The following is a 17882-nucleotide window of genomic DNA, read 5'->3' as shown; positions in this document are numbered from 1 at the left end:
GCCGCCCTTCATGTTTTTTCGTTTCCACTCCTGGTCTCGTCAAACCCGCGCAAATTAGTCACGCGATGGACCAGTCCTCCATCAGCAGCCCTGCGACGCGCGAGAATTCGCCGGTATTATTGGTGACGAGCGTAAGAGCCCGCGCTTTGGCCTGCCCGGCGATCAACACGTCATAGGGGCCAATCGGCGTTCCGTGACGGGAGAGTTCAGCTCTGATCTCTCCGGCGACCCGGGCATCCTCGCGGTCGAGATCAAGGATCATCAGATCCGCGAAGAGTAGTCGAAGCGTCTCGAGGTTGTATGCGACCTTCCGGCTGCGGTAAGCGCCATAGTAAAGCTCGTGGGCGACGACGGCCGAAATGGCGAGTGAACCCGGCTCTGATGCCTCTATGCGTCGAAGCAATGGTTCCGATCGCCTTCCCACCAGCGCGATTACGGCATTCGTATCGAGTAGCCGGACACTCATTGAAAAGCGTGATCGAGATCCGGCCGCTGCTGGTCAGCCGGCTGGTCGCGACCCTCAGTCATGAAGTCGTCACTGAAGCCGCGCTCGACCGCCGCGTGTAGTGATGCCCACCTCGCTGTCGTACTTGACCTTGGACGCAGGATCAGTGCATCGCCTTCGCGCGAGACCTCGACCTCGTCGACATCGAAACGAAAATCCTTGGGAAGCCGGACCGCCTGTGAGTTGCCGGATCGGAAAACCTTGGCAAAGTGTGACATGTGTCCACCTCTTGTAGATACGAAGTAGTATATACGGTTTCGATGGCGCCGACACAAGCCACCATAGTTTTTCATCTGATCAGCAGGTCTCCAGATACCGGGCCTTGATACGGTCGAGGGCTTCGTCGGGCGGCAGGTCGCGCAGGGCCTGGTTGAAAATCTCGACTTCGATCGGGCCGTCGTAGCCGGCCTGGTCGATCTGCCGGCGCAGGCCGCGCAGGTCGATGAAGCCATCGCCCATCATCCCCCGGCCCAGCAGCATGTCCGGCAGCGGCACGATCCAGTCGTTGACATGGAAGCCCAGAATGCGTTCCGGGTCGAGGGCGGCGATTTCCTGTCCGACATCCGGGTCCCACCAGACATGATAGACGTCGACGGCGATGCCCACGGTTTCGGCGGGCAGGGCGGCCGCCATCTCGCGCGCCTGTTTCAACGTCACCACGACCGACCGGTCGGCGGCGAACATCGGGTGCAGCGGTTCGATGGCCAGCTTCACACCGGCATCGCGGGCATGGGGCACGATGGCGGCAATGCCGTCGGCGACCATGGCGCGCGAGGCTTCCAGGTCGTGGTTGACCACGCCGCCGACGACCAGGACGAGGGTATTGGTGCCCAGCGCCGCCGCCTCGTCGATTGCGCGCCTGTTGTCGTCCAGCCGTTCGGCCCGTGCGGCGGCGTCCGGGGCCGGAAAGAACCCGCCCCGGCACAGGCTGGAGACCTTCACCCCCGCATCGCGCAGCGACCGGCTGGCGGCGGCGAGGCCGGTTTCCGCCACCGGTTCCCGCCACAAGCCGATCCAGCCGATGTCGCGCGCGGCGCAGGCCTCGGCCAGAGCGGGGATTGACCAGGCCGGGATGCTGGCCTGGTTGATGCTGAGCCGGTCGGCCCCGGGTTCGGCGCCCATGGCGTGATCCTCTCGCGTTCTATCCGTCGATGCCGGCCTGCGCCAGAACGAGTTGCATGCGATAGGCGGCCAGAGGCGGATCGGCCAGCAGCTGCGCCTGATCGGCCAACCGGAACAGTTCCGCCAGATGCTGGATGGAGCGGCCGCTTTCCTGCCCCTGGATCATGCGGAAATGGTTCTGGTGACCGTTGAGCCAGGCCAGAAAGACGATCCCCGTTTTATAGTGCCAGGTCGGCGTCTTGAAGATATGCCGTGACAGCGGCACCGTCGGTGCCAGGATATCGTCGAACCGCGCCGTTTCCCCCGCATCCAGCGCCGCCAGGGCCGCCGACGCCGCCGGCGCGATGGCGTCGAAGATGCCCAGTAACGCGTCGCTGTGATGGTCGCCGTCGCCCTTGATCAGATCGGCAAATCCGAAATCGTCGCCAGTGTACATGCGAATGCCCAGCGCGGCGGTTTTCCGGCGCAGATCGATTTCCCGAGTCGCGTCCAGCAGCGACATCTTGATGCCGTCGATACGGTCCCTGTGGGTTTCGAGCAGCCCCAGAAACGTCTCGGTCGCGGCGTCGAGATCACCGCTGCCCCAATAGCCCCGTAGCTTCGGATCGAACATGTCGCCCAGCCAGTGCAGGATGACGGGCTTGTCGCGCCGGCCGATGACGCGGTCGTACACCTTGATGTAGTCGTCGGCCGATGCCGCCGTCCGGGCGAGATGGCGCGAGCACATCAGGATGACCTGGGCGCCGCAATCCTCGATATAGGCGCATTGCTCCTCGTAGGCGCGCTCGATGGCGTCCAGATCGGTGTTGGCGTCATCGGGCAGCTGATCGGTGTTGGCGCCGCAGCCGAGCTTGCCGCCATAGGCCTTGGCCTCGGCCGCGCTTTTGGCGATCAGTTCGCGCGCTGTGTCCCATCCCAGGCCCATGCCGCGCTGCGCGGTGTCCATGGCATCGGCGACGCCCAGCCCGTGAGACCACAGGTGCCGCCGGAACGCCATGGTGGCGTCCCAGTCGATCGCGACATCTTCGCGGGGATTGATGTCGGCCAGTGGATCGGCGACGACATGAGCCGCCGCCATGGCGACCCGGCTTTTCAGTCCGTCCGTGTTCGGGCGATAGGGCGAGGGCGGGCCGGGCGTGTAATCTTCCAGCCTGCGGTCCGGCCGGGGAAGGCGAAGATGCGGTGCGGAAACCGTCATGTCAGCGTCCTTTCGAGATACCTACGCGTCCGGCGTCAGCGGCGCCACGTCCATGGCGCGCCGGTCGGCCGTCGATTGCAGGCTCAACTCGGCCAGCTGGATGCCCTTGGCGGCGGCAAGGAAGTCCCAGGCAAACGGCTCGCCCAGCGCGACATGGCGCAGAAACAGTTGCCACTGTGCCTTGAAGGCGTTGTCGAAGGGGCGGTTGTCGGGCACGACGGCCCAGTCGGCGCGATAGTCGTGACTGTCCGGCGCGTCGGGATTCCAGACCGGCTTGGGCGTGTTTGTCCGGTGCTGGCTGTCGCAGCCCCAAAGCCCGGCCACGGCGCTGCCGTGGGTGCCGTCGACCTGGAAGATAACCAGTTCGTCCCGGTGAACCCGCGTCGTCCAGGATGCGTTGATCTGGGCGACGATGCCGTCGGTCAGTTCGAAGACGGCATAGGCCGCATCGTCGGCGGTGCATTGATAGCGGTTGCCCGCTTCGTCGACCCGCTCGGGGATGTGCGTCGCGGCATGACAATAGACGGACTTGATGCCGCCGAACAGGTTCTCCAGCACATATTGCCAATGAGGCATCATATCGACGACAATGCCGCCGCCGTCTTCCTTGCGGTAGTTCCACGATGGCCGCTGCGCCGGATGCCAGTCGCCCTCGAACACCCAATAGCCGAAATCGCCCTTGACCGACAGGATCCGCCCGAAGAAGCCGCTGTCGATCAGGCGTTTGAGCTTGATCAGACCGGGCAGGAACAGCTTGTCCTGAACGACGCCGTTGCAGAGCTTTTTTTCACGTGCCAGCCGGGCGAGGTCGAGGGCCGCTTCGGTGTCCTCCGCCAGCGGCTTTTCGGCATAGACGTGCTTGCCGGCCTCCAGCGCCGCGCGAACCGCCGATGCCCGGCGCTGCGTCGTCTGGGCGTCGAAATAGACCTGGATTTCCGGATCGTGAAGCGCGGAGTCGAGATCGGTGGTCCAGCGCTCGGCGCCGAAGCGCGCGGCCAGGTCTTTCAGCTTTGCCTCGTTCCGGCCGGCCAGGATCGGCTCCGGCCATATGGTGCGGCCGTCGCCGACCCTGACTCCGCCTTCGGCCCGGATGGCCGCGATCGAGCGTTCCAGATGCTGGATGCTGCCCATGCGTCCGGTGACGCCGTTCATCAGGATGGGGATCGTGATCCGCTCCATGGTCCCTGCCTTTCCGAAATACTCGCCTGCACGGATCATATATGATATATGAATACTGTGGCAACGCATTCCGCCGTATGAGTAGGGCCAGGCATCGGATGGCGCCGGATGACCGAGCGAGACGACGTTGATGCAGACCTTCCGGGCGGCGGCTCTGACCGACCGCGTTCCGCAAAAGGCATGGCAGGTTCCCAGTCGGTGCCGGCGGCAACGCCCGATCCGCTCCGCTCCCGCTATGGCGGGCAGGCTGGCCGTTCGAAGACCGAAGCCGTCTATAACGCCCTGCGCCGTTCCATCATGGAGGGCGACGTTGCCCCCGAAAGCCGGCTGATCATTGCCGACATTGCCGGACGCCTCGGCGTTAGTTCGATTCCGGTGCGCGAGGCCTTGACGAAGCTGCAGGCCGACGGCCTGGTCGTCATCGAGCCGTATGTCGGGGCGCGTGTGACGCCTTTGGCGGCCGACGCCATTGACGAAATATTCCACCATCTCGAATCACTGGAGACCTACACGACGCTGGCCGCTTGCCGGAAAGCGACGCCCGAGCACCTGGAGGCGATCAAGGCGCAGTTGTTGGCAATGGACAGGCTCGTGGACGATCCGGCGCTATGGTCGGTGAGGAACGCCGAAATGCACCACCTGATCTGCGACATCGCCGATACGCCGGTTGCCAAGGCGCTGTTGGGCCAGGTCCTCGACCACTGGTACCGGTTGTCTCAACATTATATGCAAGATGTCTTCGCCGAGCGGGTCCGCAAGGCGCAGGACGATCACTGGCGGTTGTTCGGTGCGATGTCCAGGGGGGCCTGCGACGACGTCGCCGCGATTGTTCGCGAACATAACCGCGAAGCCCGCCAGGACTATCTGAGCCGGACCGGCCAGGGGGCCCCATGGAGCCGATGACCGGCTATAGCCGGGAGATCGGGGCTGCGCCGACGCCTGTCAGGCATCGGGGATGGCATTCTCAAGCGCTTCGTCAAACCGGTTGCGCCATGTCACGATATCGTTCGAGCGCAAAACATCCATAAGTGCGGCATGACGATGCCGCCGTTCTTCCAGCGGCATGCTGAGAGCGCGTTGCAGCGCTTCGGCGACCCCTTCGACGTCATAAGGGTTGACGATCAGGGCGTCTCCCATTTCGATGGCGGCACCGGCAAAGCGCGACAGCACCAGAACGCCCGGATCCTCGGGGTCCTGGGCGGCGACATACTCCTTGGCGACCAGATTCATGCCGTCGCGCAGCGGCGTCACGAAGCCGACCCGGGCCATTCGGTAGAAGCCCAACAATGTCTTGCGGGCGAAGCTCTTGTTCAGATAGCGAATGGGCACCCAGTCGAACTCGGCGAATTTGCCGTTGATATGCCCGGCGGAGGTTTCCAGCTCCCGGCGGATGACGTTGTATTCCGGGACATCCGTTCTGGTGGGCGGGGCGATCTGCATGAAGGTGACGCGGCCGCGGTTGTCCGGATAGGTCTCCATAAGGGCCTCGAAGGCCTGGAACCGCTGATAGAGTCCCTTGGAATAGTCGAGCCGGTCGACCCCGATGATCAGGTCGCGATCACCCAGGCTTTCGCTCAGCCGTTCGGTCTGACGCGAGGTGAGGGCGGATTGGGCGTCGCGTTCAATGTCAGCCGTTTCCACCGAAATCGGGAAATGCCCGACCGTCAGGGTCCGGCCGAAGGCGCGAACCCGTTTTTCGCCGACCACCTCGCCGCCGACCTCCTGAATCAGATAGCTGACAAACGCATCGACGTCGCGTTTCGTCTGGAACCCGACCACGTCATAGGCGCAGAGCGATCGCACGAGGTTCTCGTGATTGGGCAAAGCCAGAAGAATTTCCGGCACCGGAAACGGCGTATGCAGGAAGAATCCGAGCCGTTGGCGATGACCCATCTGGCGCAGCTGCTCGCCCAGGGGCAGCAGGTGATAGTCGTGAACCCATACCTTGTCGTCGGGCTTCAGCATGGCTGACAACTTGCCGGCGAACAGCGCGTTGACGCGCAGATAGCCGGCATAGGTGCGTCGCGAAAATTCCGTCAGATCCAGGCGATAATGAAACAGTGGCCAAAGCGTTGAGTTGGCGAATCCGTTATAATATTCCTCGTAATCGCGCTGGCTGAGGTCGAGCGTTGCGAACGTGATGTTTTTGGAATCGAAATGTTTCGGTTCGGGATCGGGGGCGGCGACGACTTCGCCCGACCACCCGAACCAGATGCCGCCCTGTGCTTTCAGGGCGGCATGCATGGCGACGGCCAATCCGCCGGAAGCGGATTTTTTGTCGTCAATAGGGGCAACACGGTTCGAAACGACGACCAATCGACTCAAAAGGCTTCCTCCCAACTCTTGCTCAGCCTCATCGCCGAATTGATCAACCCGACCATTGAATAGGACTGCGGGAAGTTCCCCCACAATTCGTTGGTCCTCGGGTCGATATCTTCCGACAACAGGCCGAGATGATTGCGCGCCGCCAGCAGGGCTTCGAACATTTCCCGCGCCTCATCGAGACGACCGATCGCGGCCAGAGCGTCAACATACCAGAAACTGCAGATCGTGAATGCAGTTTCGGGTTCGCCGAAATCGTCCGGTGCATGGTATCGGTAAAGGTGCATCCCCTTTTTCAGATATTTTTCCGCGGCTTCGACCGTACCGATGAATTTCGGATCGTCGGCGGCAACGAAACCCAGATCGTGCAGAAGCAGAAGCGCGGCGTCGATGTTCCTGCCGCCGAAACTCTCCACAAAGCTGTTCTGTTCCCTGTCGAACGCCTCTTCCAGTATTACCTCGCGGATTGCGTCGGCTTCCCGGCGCCACCGCGTCGCTTCCTGCGGCAGACCAAGCTTGCTGCCAATCTTGGATAACCGGTCGCAGGCCGCCCAGCACATCACGGCAGAGAATGTATGCACCCGCTCGCGGGTTCGCAATTCCCACAATCCGGCATCGGGCGTATTCCAGACCTGGACCGCCTGTTCGCCAAGCACCTTGAGGCGCTGGAAAAGCTGGATGGTTCCCGGTTGCTCCACGCGCTGATCGAAGAATGCCTGCGCGGCCGCCAGGATCACCGCACCGTAGCTGTCGTTCTGGACCTGCGTCGCGGCGCCGTTGCCCGTACGAACGGGACCCATGCCGCGATACCCCGCCAGCGCAGGTGCGGATGTTTCCGTCATGCCCTTTTTGGACAGGGTGATCGAGAACAGTGGGTCGAGATAGCCATCCTTGGACGATGTGACGATGTTGTTGATGTAATGGAGATAGCCTTCCATCGTCCGGGTCGCGCCCAGACGGTTCAGGGCATGGACAACGAAATACGAATCGCGCAGCCAGCAGAAGCGGTAATCCCAGTTCCGTTCCGAATGCGGGGCTTCGGGAATCGACGTGGTGATCGCGGCGAGAATGGCGCCGGTCTCTTCGAACGAGCAGAGCTTGAGCGTGATCGCGGCCCGGATTACGGCATCCTGCCATTCGAACGGGATGGTCAGTCCGCGCGAAAACTCCCGCCAGTACATGTCCGTTCTTTCCAGAAACTCCTCGGCCGTCTGGGCGATCGGCGCGGTCAGGCTCTCGTCCGGTCCGAAAAAAATGTGCAGCGTCTCTTCCAGCATGAAGGTCGTCTCCTCGATAATGTAGGAGATCGGCGCATCGGTCGTCAGACGCTTGCTGAGACCGGAATGGACATAGCGGATGTGATTGCTGCCGCGGGTTATCTCTGGCTCGATGGCGTTGTATGCGAAAGTCGGCTGGAAGCGGATGCGGATTCGCGCGTGGCCTTTGAGCGGTTTCACGATGCGCACGACCGTCGCCGGCCTGTGCATGCGGTTGTACTGAGGGAAGCGGGGTGAAAAATCGATCACTTCGACAGCCTGACCGTGTGTGTCGTAGAGAGTTGTAACCAGCACGGCGGAGTTGCGCCGGTAGCACTGTTCGGCGTAGGCGAAGTCTTCGACCTCGATCGAAGCAAACCCCTTGCTGCTGTCCGGGTCGGCGTCGACCGGCGCGCCGTTCAGCAGCGAATTGAAGACGGGATCGCCGTCAAGACGCGGGAAGCAGCCGAATACGATGCGGGCATGGCGGTCGATCAGGCTTGCGATCGTGCAATTTCCGATCACCGCAAGGTTGAGGTCGTGTTCGGCGATAGTCGTCATGTGGCCATGGATCCCGTAATAATTGGAGTAGAATTCTGCGGCAATGAAGTGTGCGCCCCAACAGGGTGCCCCTACCCGGTCGCCGGAATGAATTTCCGATCGAACCGGGCCGGGTCACCCGCTGGAACGCCGTCCGCTGCCGCTATGTATAATACAGGTTGCTCAGGATGCGAGCTCAGTCAACCAGGCAATGAAATTTCCAACCGTCGGTGTGCGCCATTGGGCTAGTGTCGGCTCTCTGTCGCCAACCTGGATGGCGACACCGCCAGCCCTTATGGCGGCGGCGAATCCGTCTTCGTCGGTCGTGTCGTCGCCGGCGAAAACAGGGTGGCGGCCGGCAAAGGGGGGTGATGTCATGAGCGTCTCGACGGCGCTTGCCTTGTTTATGCCGACGGGCTTGAACTCGATCACCTTCTTCCCGTGAATCGACTGGATAATGCCGTCGAAGCGCTGGAGAATTCGCGTCTCCGTGGCCAGCAGTGGACCCAGTTGGTGGTCGGCATTGCGATAATGAACCGCGATTGTCAGTCCCTTGCGCTCGATTAACAGACCGGGGGCGGCCGCAACCGTTTCCGTCAGCAGGCTGTCGACCTCGGCAAGATATTCCGGCGGCGTGTCGTGGCGGGCGATCGTCCCATCGGCCAGCCTGATTTCCAGGCCGTGCTGCCCGGCAGCGGACAGCCGAAGCGGCGCGAACATGCGGTTGAGAGAGACGAGCGTGCGCCCGGATACCAGCGCAACCGCGCCGTCCATGCCGTCATGCAGGCGGGCCAGCAGGTCGACCAACCCTGAAGCAAGCGTGACCAGATCGGGCCGGTCAACGATCTCGACCAGCGTGCCATCGACATCGAGGAACAGGGCGATCGACCCGGGATCAAGGCGAAGTTCGGCGAGTGGTCGAATCGGCGGCGATGGGTTCCGAGCTTCCGGCACGTCAGTCAGCCTCATGGTCGGTCCGGTGCACAGGGAATGGTCGTCGTCACAAGTATCCACAGTTCAAACGATCCGTGGGCGGGTCGCAAGCAATGTTTTCGGGTCAGGCGCGGAGAGGATACCGGGGACTCCATGATGTTCGGCAGGGGATGATCGTGCGGCGGGATGATGGCTGCCATGCCGAAAGCGCACACAATGGCTGGAGAATGCGCCCGTAACGCGGCGCTGGCTGGCCGCTGGGGGCTCCGTAGAGGAGCGCGGGGCGCTCCCGGAAATCCTGCAATGCCGGTCGACGGCCCATTTTCAGCTTGCATGCCGAGGGCTCATACCCCATATTGTGCAGTGCGGCATACAGGTCGTGCTGATGCCGTAACGCACTTTTTTGGGCGTTTCCTCCCTAAACTCGGGCCGCTGATTTAGCGGCCCGTTTTTTTTTGGGCCGCATTGCACCCGCGACTCCTATCATCCTCCCTGTGGGCGAGCAACAGTCAATCGCGGCGGCGGGCTGAAGAGACCGAAAATTCTCCATTGAGATCCGTGGCGGCAATTCTTGCGACCAGATCGGCCATTCTGGCTGACAGCTCCGTCAGATAGGCTTTTCTCGAAAGTGCCGTTTCGTCCATGTAGAGTCCGCGATTGATCTCGATCTGCAGGGCGTGCACGCCGGCCTCGGGGTGGCCGTAGTGCCTGGTCGTATAGCCGCCGGCATAGGGGAAATTGCGGACGACATTGAAGCCCATGCCGGACAGCGAACCGTCCGCCAGATTCGTTATTGCCGGATTGCAGGCGCGGCCATAGGCGTCGCCGAGCACGAAATCGACGCGGCCCTGTTTCGGCCCGCGCGGCGGAATCGGATTGCTGGACGGCATCGAATGGCAATCGATAAGGATGCAATAGCCGAAACGCTTCTTCGTGCGCAGAACCAGGTCCGACAACCGGGCGTGGTAGGGGCGATAGTGGCGGTCGATACGGGACAGCACCTCTTCGAATCTGAGCTTGTGCCGATAGATCGACTTGCCGTGCGACACGATGCGGGCGACCGTCCCGAGGCCGGCCGCGACACGCGGCGAATGCGTGTTGACATAGTCCGGCAGGGCATCGGCGAACATGTCGGGGTCGAGTTCGAACGGCTCGCGATTCACGTCGACATAAGCGCGCGGAAACAGCGCCTTGATCATCGGCGCGCCGAGACCGGCCGCGGCGGCGAAGATTTCGTCGACGAAGCAGTCTTCGGATTTTCGCAAGCTGATCGGGTCGAGGCGGCTGATCGAGAAGAAGTCGTCGGGATAGTTGCGGCCGCTGTGCGGCGAGGCGAGGACGACCGGGATCGACTGCGTGTCCGGTTCGACGACGACCCCATGTTCCGGGTCTCCGTCCATCAAGGGCGGAGGCGTCCCGTCGGTGCTGCTGCGGTTGACCCCTTCCATGGAGATGATTCATAGACCGAAATGGATGCGCTGTCATCCGCGACGGCGCGCTGTGCAGGCTGGTACCGCTCTTTTCGCACAGCAGGCGGTCCGGGGAAAATTTCTGACACCGATCTGCCAACGAAAGGCTTGCACGCCCATTTCGACGATGCTAAATGCTCCGCACCGCACGGTTCACCCCATCACCTGGGGCCGCTACCGTGATTGGGCGCGTAGCTCAGCGGGAGAGCACTACGTTGACATCGTAGGGGTCACTGGTTCAATCCCAGTCGCGCCCACCATGAAAAAACCCCTTGGGAAACCAAGGGGTTTTTCGTTTGCCAATCCTGCGCAGTTCAGTAATTTTCTGTTCGGATGAACTCAGTCTTTGCCAGCCATCGTCGGCGATCCTGATTGGCGACCCCTGGAACTGTTGCGGCCTTTGGTGCGCGCGATGGAGCGCTTTTCGTATTCAGGCTCTATGCAGGCATAGTCGAGCACACAGGTATTCAAAGATGATAGAATACGCCTGTGCGGCCTGGCGGAAAGAATCCTGTCAATCAATTGGATGCTTATGGTATTAATTCGTTAACGTGATGATCGTGCTCTACGGACTTGATGGTCTGGTTGGCGGCGTTGCGATCGTCACGCTGGCGTGGCTTGCGTCGTGTGCTGGCACCATCGGCGCTGACAACATACTGCTGATGGTGTCGACGTTGGCCACTGCGATTAGCAGGTTCTTATGATACAATATGCGCCATCCCTGGCGCTGGTCCGCCACCGTTTTCCTTGGCGACGCAGGCCGCATGCGAGCGCGGGTGTTCTCGATGTCGTCCTCCCGGCCGGGCTTTTCGCGTTCGCCCTGATGCATCTGGTAGGACGGCACTGGGCTTTCCCGTTCATCGCTCGACGGCTGGAACCTTGTCACCGGACGTCATCAACCGGGGCGACGGCTGATTCGGGTTTGCTCTCCCGACAGGAATAATGATGACGGGCCGAATCCTGCCGATCTTCGTGTTCTCAATTTTATGCCTGGTCGCGTTCGTTGCGTCGACCCATCCATTAGCCGAGCGAACGTTAGGCGGCGGCGCCGGGATGCACTTGATGGCGTTCGGTATTCTGGCGTTCACGGCCACAGTTTGCTGGCACGACCGCCGTTCCCGAATGATCGCCTATACGTTTCTGGTTGGCCTGGGTGCGGCCATCGAAGTCATTCACAGCCAGATGCCCTCGCGCACAGGATCGGCGATCGACCTTGGGGTCAACATCGCCGGTATCGTGCTGGGGGCATGGATCGCGGCCTCCATCGGCGGATTGGCACGGCGGTGGCAAGGGAAACGGGCTCGACCATGAAGATAATCGTTGTCTGCACGGCCAATCAGTGCCGCAGCCCTATGGCCGAAGCGGTCATGAAGGCCGAAGCCCCGCCTCATGCGCTTGTCGAATCGGCGGGCACACAAGCATCGAACGGCATGCCAGCGGCAGCCGGCGCCGTCGATACGCTGACACGGCGGGGAATCCGTCACGATCTCGATCGACACGCCTCGCGTTCGCTGACGCCGGTTCTAGGCAGAACGGCCGATCTGATACTTGTCATGGAGCAGCATCATCGGCGTTGGGTCGGCGAGAACATTCCGGCCCTTTACGGCCGGACCTATCTGCTTGGCCATTGGTCGGAGACCGAGATCCATGACCCGATCGGCCTTGGCGAGGGCGAATTCGATCTAGCATTGGAACGGATCATGGAGGGCGCGGCGGAATGGCTGCGCCGACTGTAGGACAAAACCATTCAACGCCGAACGTATCGACGATGAATGCTTGCCGACCCCGACCTGGCTCGTGTACGACAAGATTAAAGCAAATTAAAATTTCAGGGTGGGGTTGCTGGATGTCACGGTCACCGGGAAGGCGCAAACACAAGATCAGAAAGCAAGTGTTGGTATTGATACTGATGACGGCATTGCCGGCATGCAGCGTCAGCCGTGGCCTGACAATGGACGACAGCTATCAAGAGGACCTGTACATCAACGGCCTGCCGGATAATTCCGATCTTCACCCTCGCGTCCGTCGGATTACGGCTCCACTGATTAACGAACTGTGGGCCAGCGCCGACCAACGGGCGGCGGCGTCGACGGCGGCCACCCTCGCTTCGGATGAGTCTTACGGCTACACCATTGGCCCCCGCGACACATTGCGGATCATCCTGTGGGACAATCCCGAACTGGTGAATCCAATGGGCCTGGAACAGGATGACCAGGCCGGTCTGCATACAGTGCGTGAAGATGGGACGATCTTCTTTCCGCTGGTCGGAACATTGCGGGTCTCCGGCTTGACGACTGGCCAAATCCGACACGCCCTGAGCGGCGCGCTCGAGGAATTCGTCGTCAATCCCCAGGTCGATGTCCGGGTCGCGGAGTTTCGCAGCAAGAAAGTTCAGATCACCGGAAACGTGGCCGACCCCGGCCCGATGTTCCTGACCGATGATCCGCTGACTATCCGCAGCGCGCTCGCGGCGCGCGGCGGTTTCGACGAGTTGGCCGACGCCGGGGAGATCGAACTTGTGCGAGGAGGGAATCGCCATGCCATCGACATCCAGGCGATATTCGCCGGCGAGGTGCCCGATCCGATCCTGCGCGACGGCGACACGCTCTACGTCCCCGACAACGCCCGAAGCCGGGTTTTCATCACCGGCGAGGTCGAACAACAGGCGGCGCCGATGCTGACCTATCGCGGCATGACGCTTCTTGACGCCATCACCGAGGCCGGAGGTTACAGCATCCTGTCGGCTGACACATCGCAGGTTTTCGTGATGCGCGCGATGGAGCGCCGCAATGCGGAAACCGGCGAGACGACGATCGTCCCCGACATCTATCACCTGGACGGGCGGTCCGCCCCCTCCTTGCTGCTGGCGGATCAATTCGAGCTGGAGCCCCGGGATGTCGTGTTCGTCGCGACGTCTGACGTCGTGCAGTTCAACCGTATGGTTTCGCAGTTCCTGCCGTCGTTCAACGTCTACGGCACCGTCGAAGGGGTCGTGCCCTGAACGGCTTGCCGGAATTGCCTGGCATAAAGTCCAAGACCGGGCGCGGTTTATTCTGTAAAAGCACTATTTTTGATAGTAGTCGCGGAACCGGGCAACAAACATTGATATTCCTTCATCGAAATCGGTCTGAGGCTGGTAGCCCGTCAGCCTGTGCAGGAGTCGCGTATCCGCCCAGGTCGCGGGCACATCGCCCGCTTGCATCGAAATATAGTTGCGCTCTGCTTTTTGACCCAGGCAGACCTCAATAGCGTCGACAAAATCCAGCAAGCGGACTTTTCCCGAGTTGCCGATATTCACGACGCGAAAAGGCGCAACCGGCGACAAGCTATCGCCCTCTACCAAATCATCAGCCGAGCTCGGCCGCAGCGGAACGACATCGATCAACAGCCGGATCGCCCTGACCAGGTCGCCGACGTACGTGAAGTCACGGTACATATTGCCATAATTATAGATATCAATCGGACGACCATCCAGAAGGGCATCTACAAAGCGAAAAAGCGCAAGGTCTGGCCGCCCCCAACGTCCATAACATTGAAGGTGCCGATGACATTGCTGCTCAAATAGGCGCGAGGGTTGTCAAGGCTGTAGCGTACGCCGGCCTGGGCAGCAAGGTAGCCGATGCCGTCGGGTCTGACGTCATCGGCTACCCGATCCAATTGCCGCTGATCCTCCAACATGCCCTCGGAAGCACTGAAACGAGGATTCTGTAGCAACATCTGGTGACTTCGGCGCTTTAGCCCGACATCATAGTAATCGGTCAAACCATCATAGCCAAGGACGATGCACCCTTCAGCCAGAAGGAGTCTTGTCAGATGAAATCCAATGAACCCTGCGGTTCCGGTGATCAGGATCCGCTTCAAATCAGGTCTCCAACCGCTTGGAGTCGTTAGGGTCGCGCTGCACCTGTTCAAGGCGCCGCACAATGATCCAGCGGGCGCGGCGTAGGCCGACCCCGTGCGCCAAGGCGAGCCCAAAAAGGCCAGTGAGCAGAACGAAGTCTGAAATCCCGGCGTTGGAGCCGAGCACGCCGAACGCTCCGGCTGAGGCCGTCAACGCCATCATCGTTGCCGTTGCTTGTCCTGGCGTTTGCCCGAGATGCAGCAGCATGTGATGCAGATGATCGCGACCAGGGGTGAAGGGACTGATTCCCCGTATCATCCGGCGCGTCATTACACTGATGGTGTCGATCACGGGAACCGCGAGAATCCAGGCAATCGCCGCAGGACTGATGCCGATTTCCGAGCTGCTGTGAGGACTATTGGAAACCTCTATTGCGAACCACGCCACCGCTAGTCCAATCGGCATGCTTCCGGCGTCTCCGAGAAAAACTTTGGCGCTGCGCTGCCAGGGATGGCGCATATTGAACCACAGAAATCCACCAATCGCGGCTGCGAACGATACGATAACCATCAAGACACCGTCGGCGCCAAGCGCAACCGCACAGAATGCCAGCCAGCCCAGCATTACCACCGCAACGCCCCCGGCAAGGCCGTCAAGACCGTCAATCATATTCATCGCATTGATAAAACCGACGACGACCAGGATGGTGAATGGCGCCGCAACCCAACCGAGATCCAATTGGCCGAAGACCGGTACCGTCCCGAGGGAGACGACTTCCGTGTTACCCCAGAGAACGATGAATCCGGCCGCTACAGCCTGAATACAGCACTTGAACATACTGCGCAGTTCCACAAGATCATCGAGTATGCCGCAGAACAAAAGTAACACCATTCCCGCCATCAACGGCATGACGCTTGTGGGGGAAATATCCAGCACCGGCAGCACTGCAATGAAGGCAAGGAAAACTGCTATTCCACCAACGAGCGGAACGTCACCGGAATGCTGTTTGCGCTCGCTAGGTCTGTCGACCAGCCCCAGCACCGATGCTGGTGACCGCAGCCCGGCCACCAAGACCCCGGCTATCAATAATGGAAGAAGTACCGTAAGATAGAAAAACGTCATTACACTTCTCCCTGACCATATCCACATCCATTTGCCATGGAATAATATGAATAGAAAGTTGTAATTTTTTACTATTGAACTAGTAGAATAATAAAATAAAAATATTTATCTTTATATTATATATATAAATCTCTAGATGTTCCCGACTCAATCTTTCGTAAAAAATATTCGATAGTACGCATTAGCCCTTGGTCCAACGAAACCTCAGGCTCCCATCCTAAAATCTTGTTGGCTAAATAAATATCTGGACGACGTTGCTTCGGGTCGTCATGCGGCAATGGTCTGTGAACGATGGACGATCGCGATTTCGTGGCAGCAATAATGAAATTTGCCAGTTCGGAAACGGTTATTTCTACCGGATTTCCAATGTTGACTGGACCGTCAGCACCCTGCGGACAATCCATCATCCGCAGCAAGGCTTCAATTGTATCATCGACATAGCAAAATGACCGGGTCTGGCTTCCATCCCCATAAACGGTGATGTCATCGCCGCGCAAGGCCTGGACGATAAAATTGGATACGACGCGGCCATCGTCGAGCTTGAGTCTGGGCCCGTAAGTATTGAATAGCCGAACTACGCGGATTTGCGTGCCAAATACCCTTTGGTAATCGAAAAACAATGTCTCTGCGCCGCGTTTGCCTTCATCATAACAGGCGCGAATACCGATAGGATTGACATTTCCCCAATACGTCTCGGGTTGCACGGAAATATGAGGATCTCCGTACACTTCTGATGTAGACGTGTGCAGCACCGGTATGCCGTAACGCCGTGCCAGTTCCAGGACATTCGCGCCGCCCCAAATACTGGCCTTGAATGTTCCGATTGGATCCCGCTGATAATCGGGTGGTGATGCCGGACAGGCAAGATTAAAGATGCCATCAATATCTTCGTTGTCACCGAACGGAAGTGAGTTCGTGATATCATGACAAAGCATCTGAAAGTCTGAACTGTCAGATAAATGCGCAATATTCTCGTGGCTTCCAGAGCGGAAATTGTCGAGACACAGAACTCGGTCGCCGCGGGCAATGAGACGATCGCAAAGATGCGAACCGAGAAATCCAGCCCCTCCTGTGACGAGAAAGCGTCGAGCAGGACCGGATTTTTCCAGAGAATGTTTTACTTCGCGAGACTGGCTCATACACAACACCCTGCGTTCGCACAATCATAAACGCTCACATTTGCGTTCATATTTCTGACCACAAAGGACTATTCGCAACGGCCGATAAAAATGTCCCATACCTGGACAGTCACATTTCTGCAGTGACAAAGCTGAAATGAGCTTCGGTCGAGACTTTCCGTCCCATTATATCGAGCAGAACCAATACCCTCTCAGAATCCTTAAGGCGCATGAATTCGCCGACCAATCCCTTGAACGGGCCGCCATCGATCACGACTTTGTCTCCCGCTTGAAAAACGGAATGTGGCAGTTCAACACCACCATCAGCTGCCTGTCGGGCTGCGATGGCCTCAACCAACCCTTCTGGTACCGGTGATGGCCGATCCCCGGTGCCCACCAAATAGCAAACACCGTAGGTTCCATTGATTGATCGCCAGGCTTGTTTATCGATATCCAATAACGCAAATATATATCCGGGAAACAATGGAACGGTAATAACGTCAGTCTTTCGAGCGTGACGACGGTATTTTTTGACTTGTGGGCAATAAACTTCATATCCCTGACGGATAAGATTGAATTCAGCTTTGTTCTCGGATTTCACCTGGGTGTGAACGGCGTACCATTTTTTCACGGCGCGGTCCTTCAGTGATGCACGTATCATATAGCCAAAAAAGATAAAAAGTAGGCTATAGTGGCGGCACTAAATGCGCGATTAATGACACAGGTATTCGCGCGGTAATAGTTACTGAAATGATATCATTATATATACAGATGTCGAGGAGAGATCGGTAGTAATAGACAATTGATTATTGTGCGTGTCCGAATTTTCCATCACGAGCACTGAATGGTATTGCAGGCCAAGGCTTTACGGATAGCGTTTGGTATTAAGTCATTCGTTACCGCTCAGGGGCCTGTTCATTGGCGTGAAGGACTGGGGCCGATCCTCATAGCGAGACGGCTGCGGAGATGGATGGGCAAACGTATCGCCCCAACTCATGATGGTTGTATTTGCCGCCGGTCCGGCCGTCGTGATTTGCAATGTCAGACAAAGAGACGGCGAGGTCAGTTCTTCGTCATTCTGACCGATCGCGATGTTCACCTCATCTACAGCCGGGGTCGAGCGCGCTTTCCGCCCAGGTTTCATCTGCAGGGAAGGTGCCAACAGCTTCCTATCCGTCAGGGGGGGACTCCCCACCGTTTAACAAGGAGATTCTTGTGTGGCGGTTGATGGGTTGAATGTGGTGCCGGTTTTCAACATGGCGCAGGTAACGTTGAGG

The 17882-nt window shown here is 59.4% G+C and carries 18 protein-coding genes and 1 tRNA gene; 5 read left to right on the top strand and 14 right to left on the bottom strand.

The window, feature by feature from the left end:
- Positions 1-58 precede the first annotated feature (58 nt).
- The 5 genes from ABZ728_RS21350 to ABZ728_RS21330 form a co-directional block, all read right to left on the bottom strand.
- Entirely contained in the window at positions 59-466 is a 408-nt protein-coding gene (locus tag ABZ728_RS21350; protein WP_366658443.1) for a type II toxin-antitoxin system VapC family toxin, read from the bottom strand.
- On the bottom strand, positions 463-723 hold the full coding sequence (gene vapB / locus ABZ728_RS21345) for a type II toxin-antitoxin system VapB family antitoxin (protein ID WP_366658442.1): 261 nt from the start codon (positions 721-723) through the stop codon (positions 463-465). The genes ABZ728_RS21350 and vapB overlap by 4 nt, the downstream gene beginning before the upstream one ends.
- 79 nt (positions 724-802) lie before the next feature.
- Complete coding sequence (locus ABZ728_RS21340; protein WP_366658441.1) at positions 803-1627, bottom strand: sugar phosphate isomerase/epimerase family protein; 825 nt, start codon at positions 1625-1627, stop codon at positions 803-805.
- Positions 1628-1646: 19 nt separating this feature from the next.
- The gene (locus tag ABZ728_RS21335) at positions 1647-2825 is read right to left on the bottom strand and encodes a dihydrodipicolinate synthase family protein (protein WP_366658440.1); all 1179 of its coding nucleotides are present in this window, start codon (positions 2823-2825) and stop codon (positions 1647-1649) included.
- A 21-nt stretch (positions 2826-2846) separates the two neighbouring features.
- A complete protein-coding gene (locus tag ABZ728_RS21330) occupies positions 2847-4004 on the bottom strand; it encodes a Gfo/Idh/MocA family oxidoreductase (RefSeq protein ID WP_366658439.1) in 1158 nt (385 codons plus the stop codon).
- Positions 4005-4112: 108 nt separating this feature from the next.
- Here ABZ728_RS21330 and ABZ728_RS21325 point away from each other — a divergent pair, with 108 nt between their 5' ends.
- The gene (locus tag ABZ728_RS21325; RefSeq protein ID WP_366658438.1) at positions 4113-4907 is read left to right on the top strand and encodes a GntR family transcriptional regulator; all 795 of its coding nucleotides are present in this window, start codon (positions 4113-4115) and stop codon (positions 4905-4907) included.
- Positions 4908-4946: 39 nt separating this feature from the next.
- On the opposite strand, the gene otsA is transcribed toward ABZ728_RS21325, so the two are convergent.
- From otsA to ABZ728_RS21305, 4 genes are all read right to left on the bottom strand, one after another.
- A complete protein-coding gene (gene otsA, locus ABZ728_RS21320) occupies positions 4947-6329 on the bottom strand; it encodes an alpha,alpha-trehalose-phosphate synthase (UDP-forming) (RefSeq protein WP_366658437.1) in 1383 nt (460 codons plus the stop codon).
- Entirely contained in the window at positions 6326-8143 is a 1818-nt protein-coding gene (locus tag ABZ728_RS21315) for a glycoside hydrolase family 15 protein (RefSeq protein ID WP_366658435.1), read from the bottom strand. The genes otsA and ABZ728_RS21315 overlap by 4 nt, the downstream gene beginning before the upstream one ends.
- Before the next feature lie 162 nt (positions 8144-8305).
- A complete protein-coding gene (gene otsB / locus ABZ728_RS21310; RefSeq protein WP_366658434.1) occupies positions 8306-9091 on the bottom strand; it encodes a trehalose-phosphatase in 786 nt (261 codons plus the stop codon).
- Positions 9092-9564: 473 nt separating this feature from the next.
- Positions 9565-10503, bottom strand: coding sequence for an N-formylglutamate amidohydrolase (locus ABZ728_RS21305; protein WP_366658433.1), 939 nt, complete (start codon positions 10501-10503; stop codon positions 9565-9567).
- 206 nt (positions 10504-10709) lie between these two features.
- On the opposite strand from ABZ728_RS21305, the gene ABZ728_RS21300 reads away from it, so the two are divergent.
- The 4 genes from ABZ728_RS21300 to ABZ728_RS21285 all read left to right on the top strand — a co-directional run bounded on the left by ABZ728_RS21300 (position 10710) and on the right by ABZ728_RS21285 (position 13525).
- A tRNA-Val gene (locus ABZ728_RS21300) sits at positions 10710-10784 on the top strand.
- Between the two features lie 802 nt (positions 10785-11586).
- Positions 11587-11835, top strand: a complete 249-nt coding sequence (locus tag ABZ728_RS21295; RefSeq protein ID WP_366658432.1) for a hypothetical protein — start codon at positions 11587-11589, stop codon at positions 11833-11835.
- Positions 11832-12260: a hypothetical protein gene (locus ABZ728_RS21290; RefSeq protein WP_366658431.1), complete on the top strand. Its 429-nt coding sequence runs from the start codon at positions 11832-11834 to the stop codon at positions 12258-12260. The genes ABZ728_RS21295 and ABZ728_RS21290 overlap by 4 nt, the downstream gene beginning before the upstream one ends.
- 173 nt (positions 12261-12433) lie before the next feature.
- Positions 12434-13525: a polysaccharide biosynthesis/export family protein gene (locus tag ABZ728_RS21285; protein ID WP_366658430.1), complete on the top strand. Its 1092-nt coding sequence runs from the start codon at positions 12434-12436 to the stop codon at positions 13523-13525.
- 63 nt (positions 13526-13588) lie between these two features.
- Here ABZ728_RS21285 and ABZ728_RS21280 read toward each other — a convergent pair whose 3' ends face one another.
- The 5 genes from ABZ728_RS21280 to ABZ728_RS21260 all read right to left on the bottom strand — a co-directional run bounded on the left by ABZ728_RS21280 (position 13589) and on the right by ABZ728_RS21260 (position 17236).
- Positions 13589-13960 carry a hypothetical protein gene (locus ABZ728_RS21280; protein ID WP_366658429.1) on the bottom strand — a complete coding sequence of 124 codons (372 nt, stop codon included), beginning with the start codon at positions 13958-13960 and terminating at the stop codon, positions 13589-13591.
- A gap of 47 nt (positions 13961-14007) precedes the next feature.
- On the bottom strand, positions 14008-14385 hold the full coding sequence (locus ABZ728_RS21275; RefSeq protein WP_366658427.1) for a GDP-mannose 4,6-dehydratase: 378 nt from the start codon (positions 14383-14385) through the stop codon (positions 14008-14010).
- Position 14386: 1 nt separating this feature from the next.
- The gene (locus ABZ728_RS21270) at positions 14387-15487 is read right to left on the bottom strand and encodes an MraY family glycosyltransferase (protein ID WP_366658425.1); all 1101 of its coding nucleotides are present in this window, start codon (positions 15485-15487) and stop codon (positions 14387-14389) included.
- A gap of 116 nt (positions 15488-15603) precedes the next feature.
- Entirely contained in the window at positions 15604-16626 is a 1023-nt protein-coding gene (locus tag ABZ728_RS21265) for a UDP-glucuronic acid decarboxylase family protein (RefSeq protein ID WP_366658424.1), read from the bottom strand.
- A gap of 109 nt (positions 16627-16735) precedes the next feature.
- Positions 16736-17236 (bottom strand): transcriptional activator RfaH, encoded by a 501-nt coding sequence (locus ABZ728_RS21260; RefSeq protein ID WP_366658423.1) that lies wholly within the window; start codon positions 17234-17236, stop codon positions 16736-16738.
- Positions 17237-17882: the final 646 nt, after the last annotated feature.

Origin of the sequence: Fodinicurvata sp. EGI_FJ10296 (assembly GCF_040712075.1) — a bacterium.
In the GTDB taxonomy this organism is placed as follows: domain Bacteria; phylum Pseudomonadota; class Alphaproteobacteria; order DSM-16000; family Inquilinaceae; genus JBFCVL01.
The sequence above is the reverse complement of the archived record's forward strand: the minus strand, read 5'-3'. Positions and strand labels throughout refer to the sequence as shown.

Bases quoted from the DNA above. Each gene is read 5' to 3' on its own strand.
- ABZ728_RS21350 (WP_366658443.1), bottom strand. From the start codon at position 466: ATGAGTGTCCGGCTACTCGATACGAATGCCGTAATCGCGCTGGTGGGA.
- vapB (WP_366658442.1), bottom strand. From the start codon at position 723: ATGTCACACTTTGCCAAGGTTTTCCGATCCGGCAACTCACAGGCGGTC.
- ABZ728_RS21340 (WP_366658441.1), bottom strand. From the start codon at position 1,627: ATGGGCGCCGAACCCGGGGCCGACCGGCTCAGCATCAACCAGGCCAGC.
- ABZ728_RS21335 (WP_366658440.1), bottom strand. From the start codon at position 2,825: ATGACGGTTTCCGCACCGCATCTTCGCCTTCCCCGGCCGGACCGCAGG.
- ABZ728_RS21330 (WP_366658439.1), bottom strand. From the start codon at position 4,004: ATGGAGCGGATCACGATCCCCATCCTGATGAACGGCGTCACCGGACGC.
- ABZ728_RS21325 (WP_366658438.1), top strand. From the start codon at position 4,113: ATGACCGAGCGAGACGACGTTGATGCAGACCTTCCGGGCGGCGGCTCT.
- ABZ728_RS21315 (WP_366658435.1), bottom strand. From the start codon at position 8,143: ATGACGACTATCGCCGAACACGACCTCAACCTTGCGGTGATCGGAAAT.
- otsB (WP_366658434.1), bottom strand. From the start codon at position 9,091: ATGAGGCTGACTGACGTGCCGGAAGCTCGGAACCCATCGCCGCCGATT.
- ABZ728_RS21305 (WP_366658433.1), bottom strand. From the start codon at position 10,503: ATGGAAGGGGTCAACCGCAGCAGCACCGACGGGACGCCTCCGCCCTTG.
- ABZ728_RS21295 (WP_366658432.1), top strand. From the start codon at position 11,587: ATGGCGTTCGGTATTCTGGCGTTCACGGCCACAGTTTGCTGGCACGAC.
- ABZ728_RS21290 (WP_366658431.1), top strand. From the start codon at position 11,832: ATGAAGATAATCGTTGTCTGCACGGCCAATCAGTGCCGCAGCCCTATG.
- ABZ728_RS21285 (WP_366658430.1), top strand. From the start codon at position 12,434: ATGACGGCATTGCCGGCATGCAGCGTCAGCCGTGGCCTGACAATGGAC.
- ABZ728_RS21280 (WP_366658429.1), bottom strand. From the start codon at position 13,960: ATGTACCGTGACTTCACGTACGTCGGCGACCTGGTCAGGGCGATCCGG.
- ABZ728_RS21270 (WP_366658425.1), bottom strand. From the start codon at position 15,487: ATGACGTTTTTCTATCTTACGGTACTTCTTCCATTATTGATAGCCGGG.
- ABZ728_RS21265 (WP_366658424.1), bottom strand. From the start codon at position 16,626: ATGAGCCAGTCTCGCGAAGTAAAACATTCTCTGGAAAAATCCGGTCCT.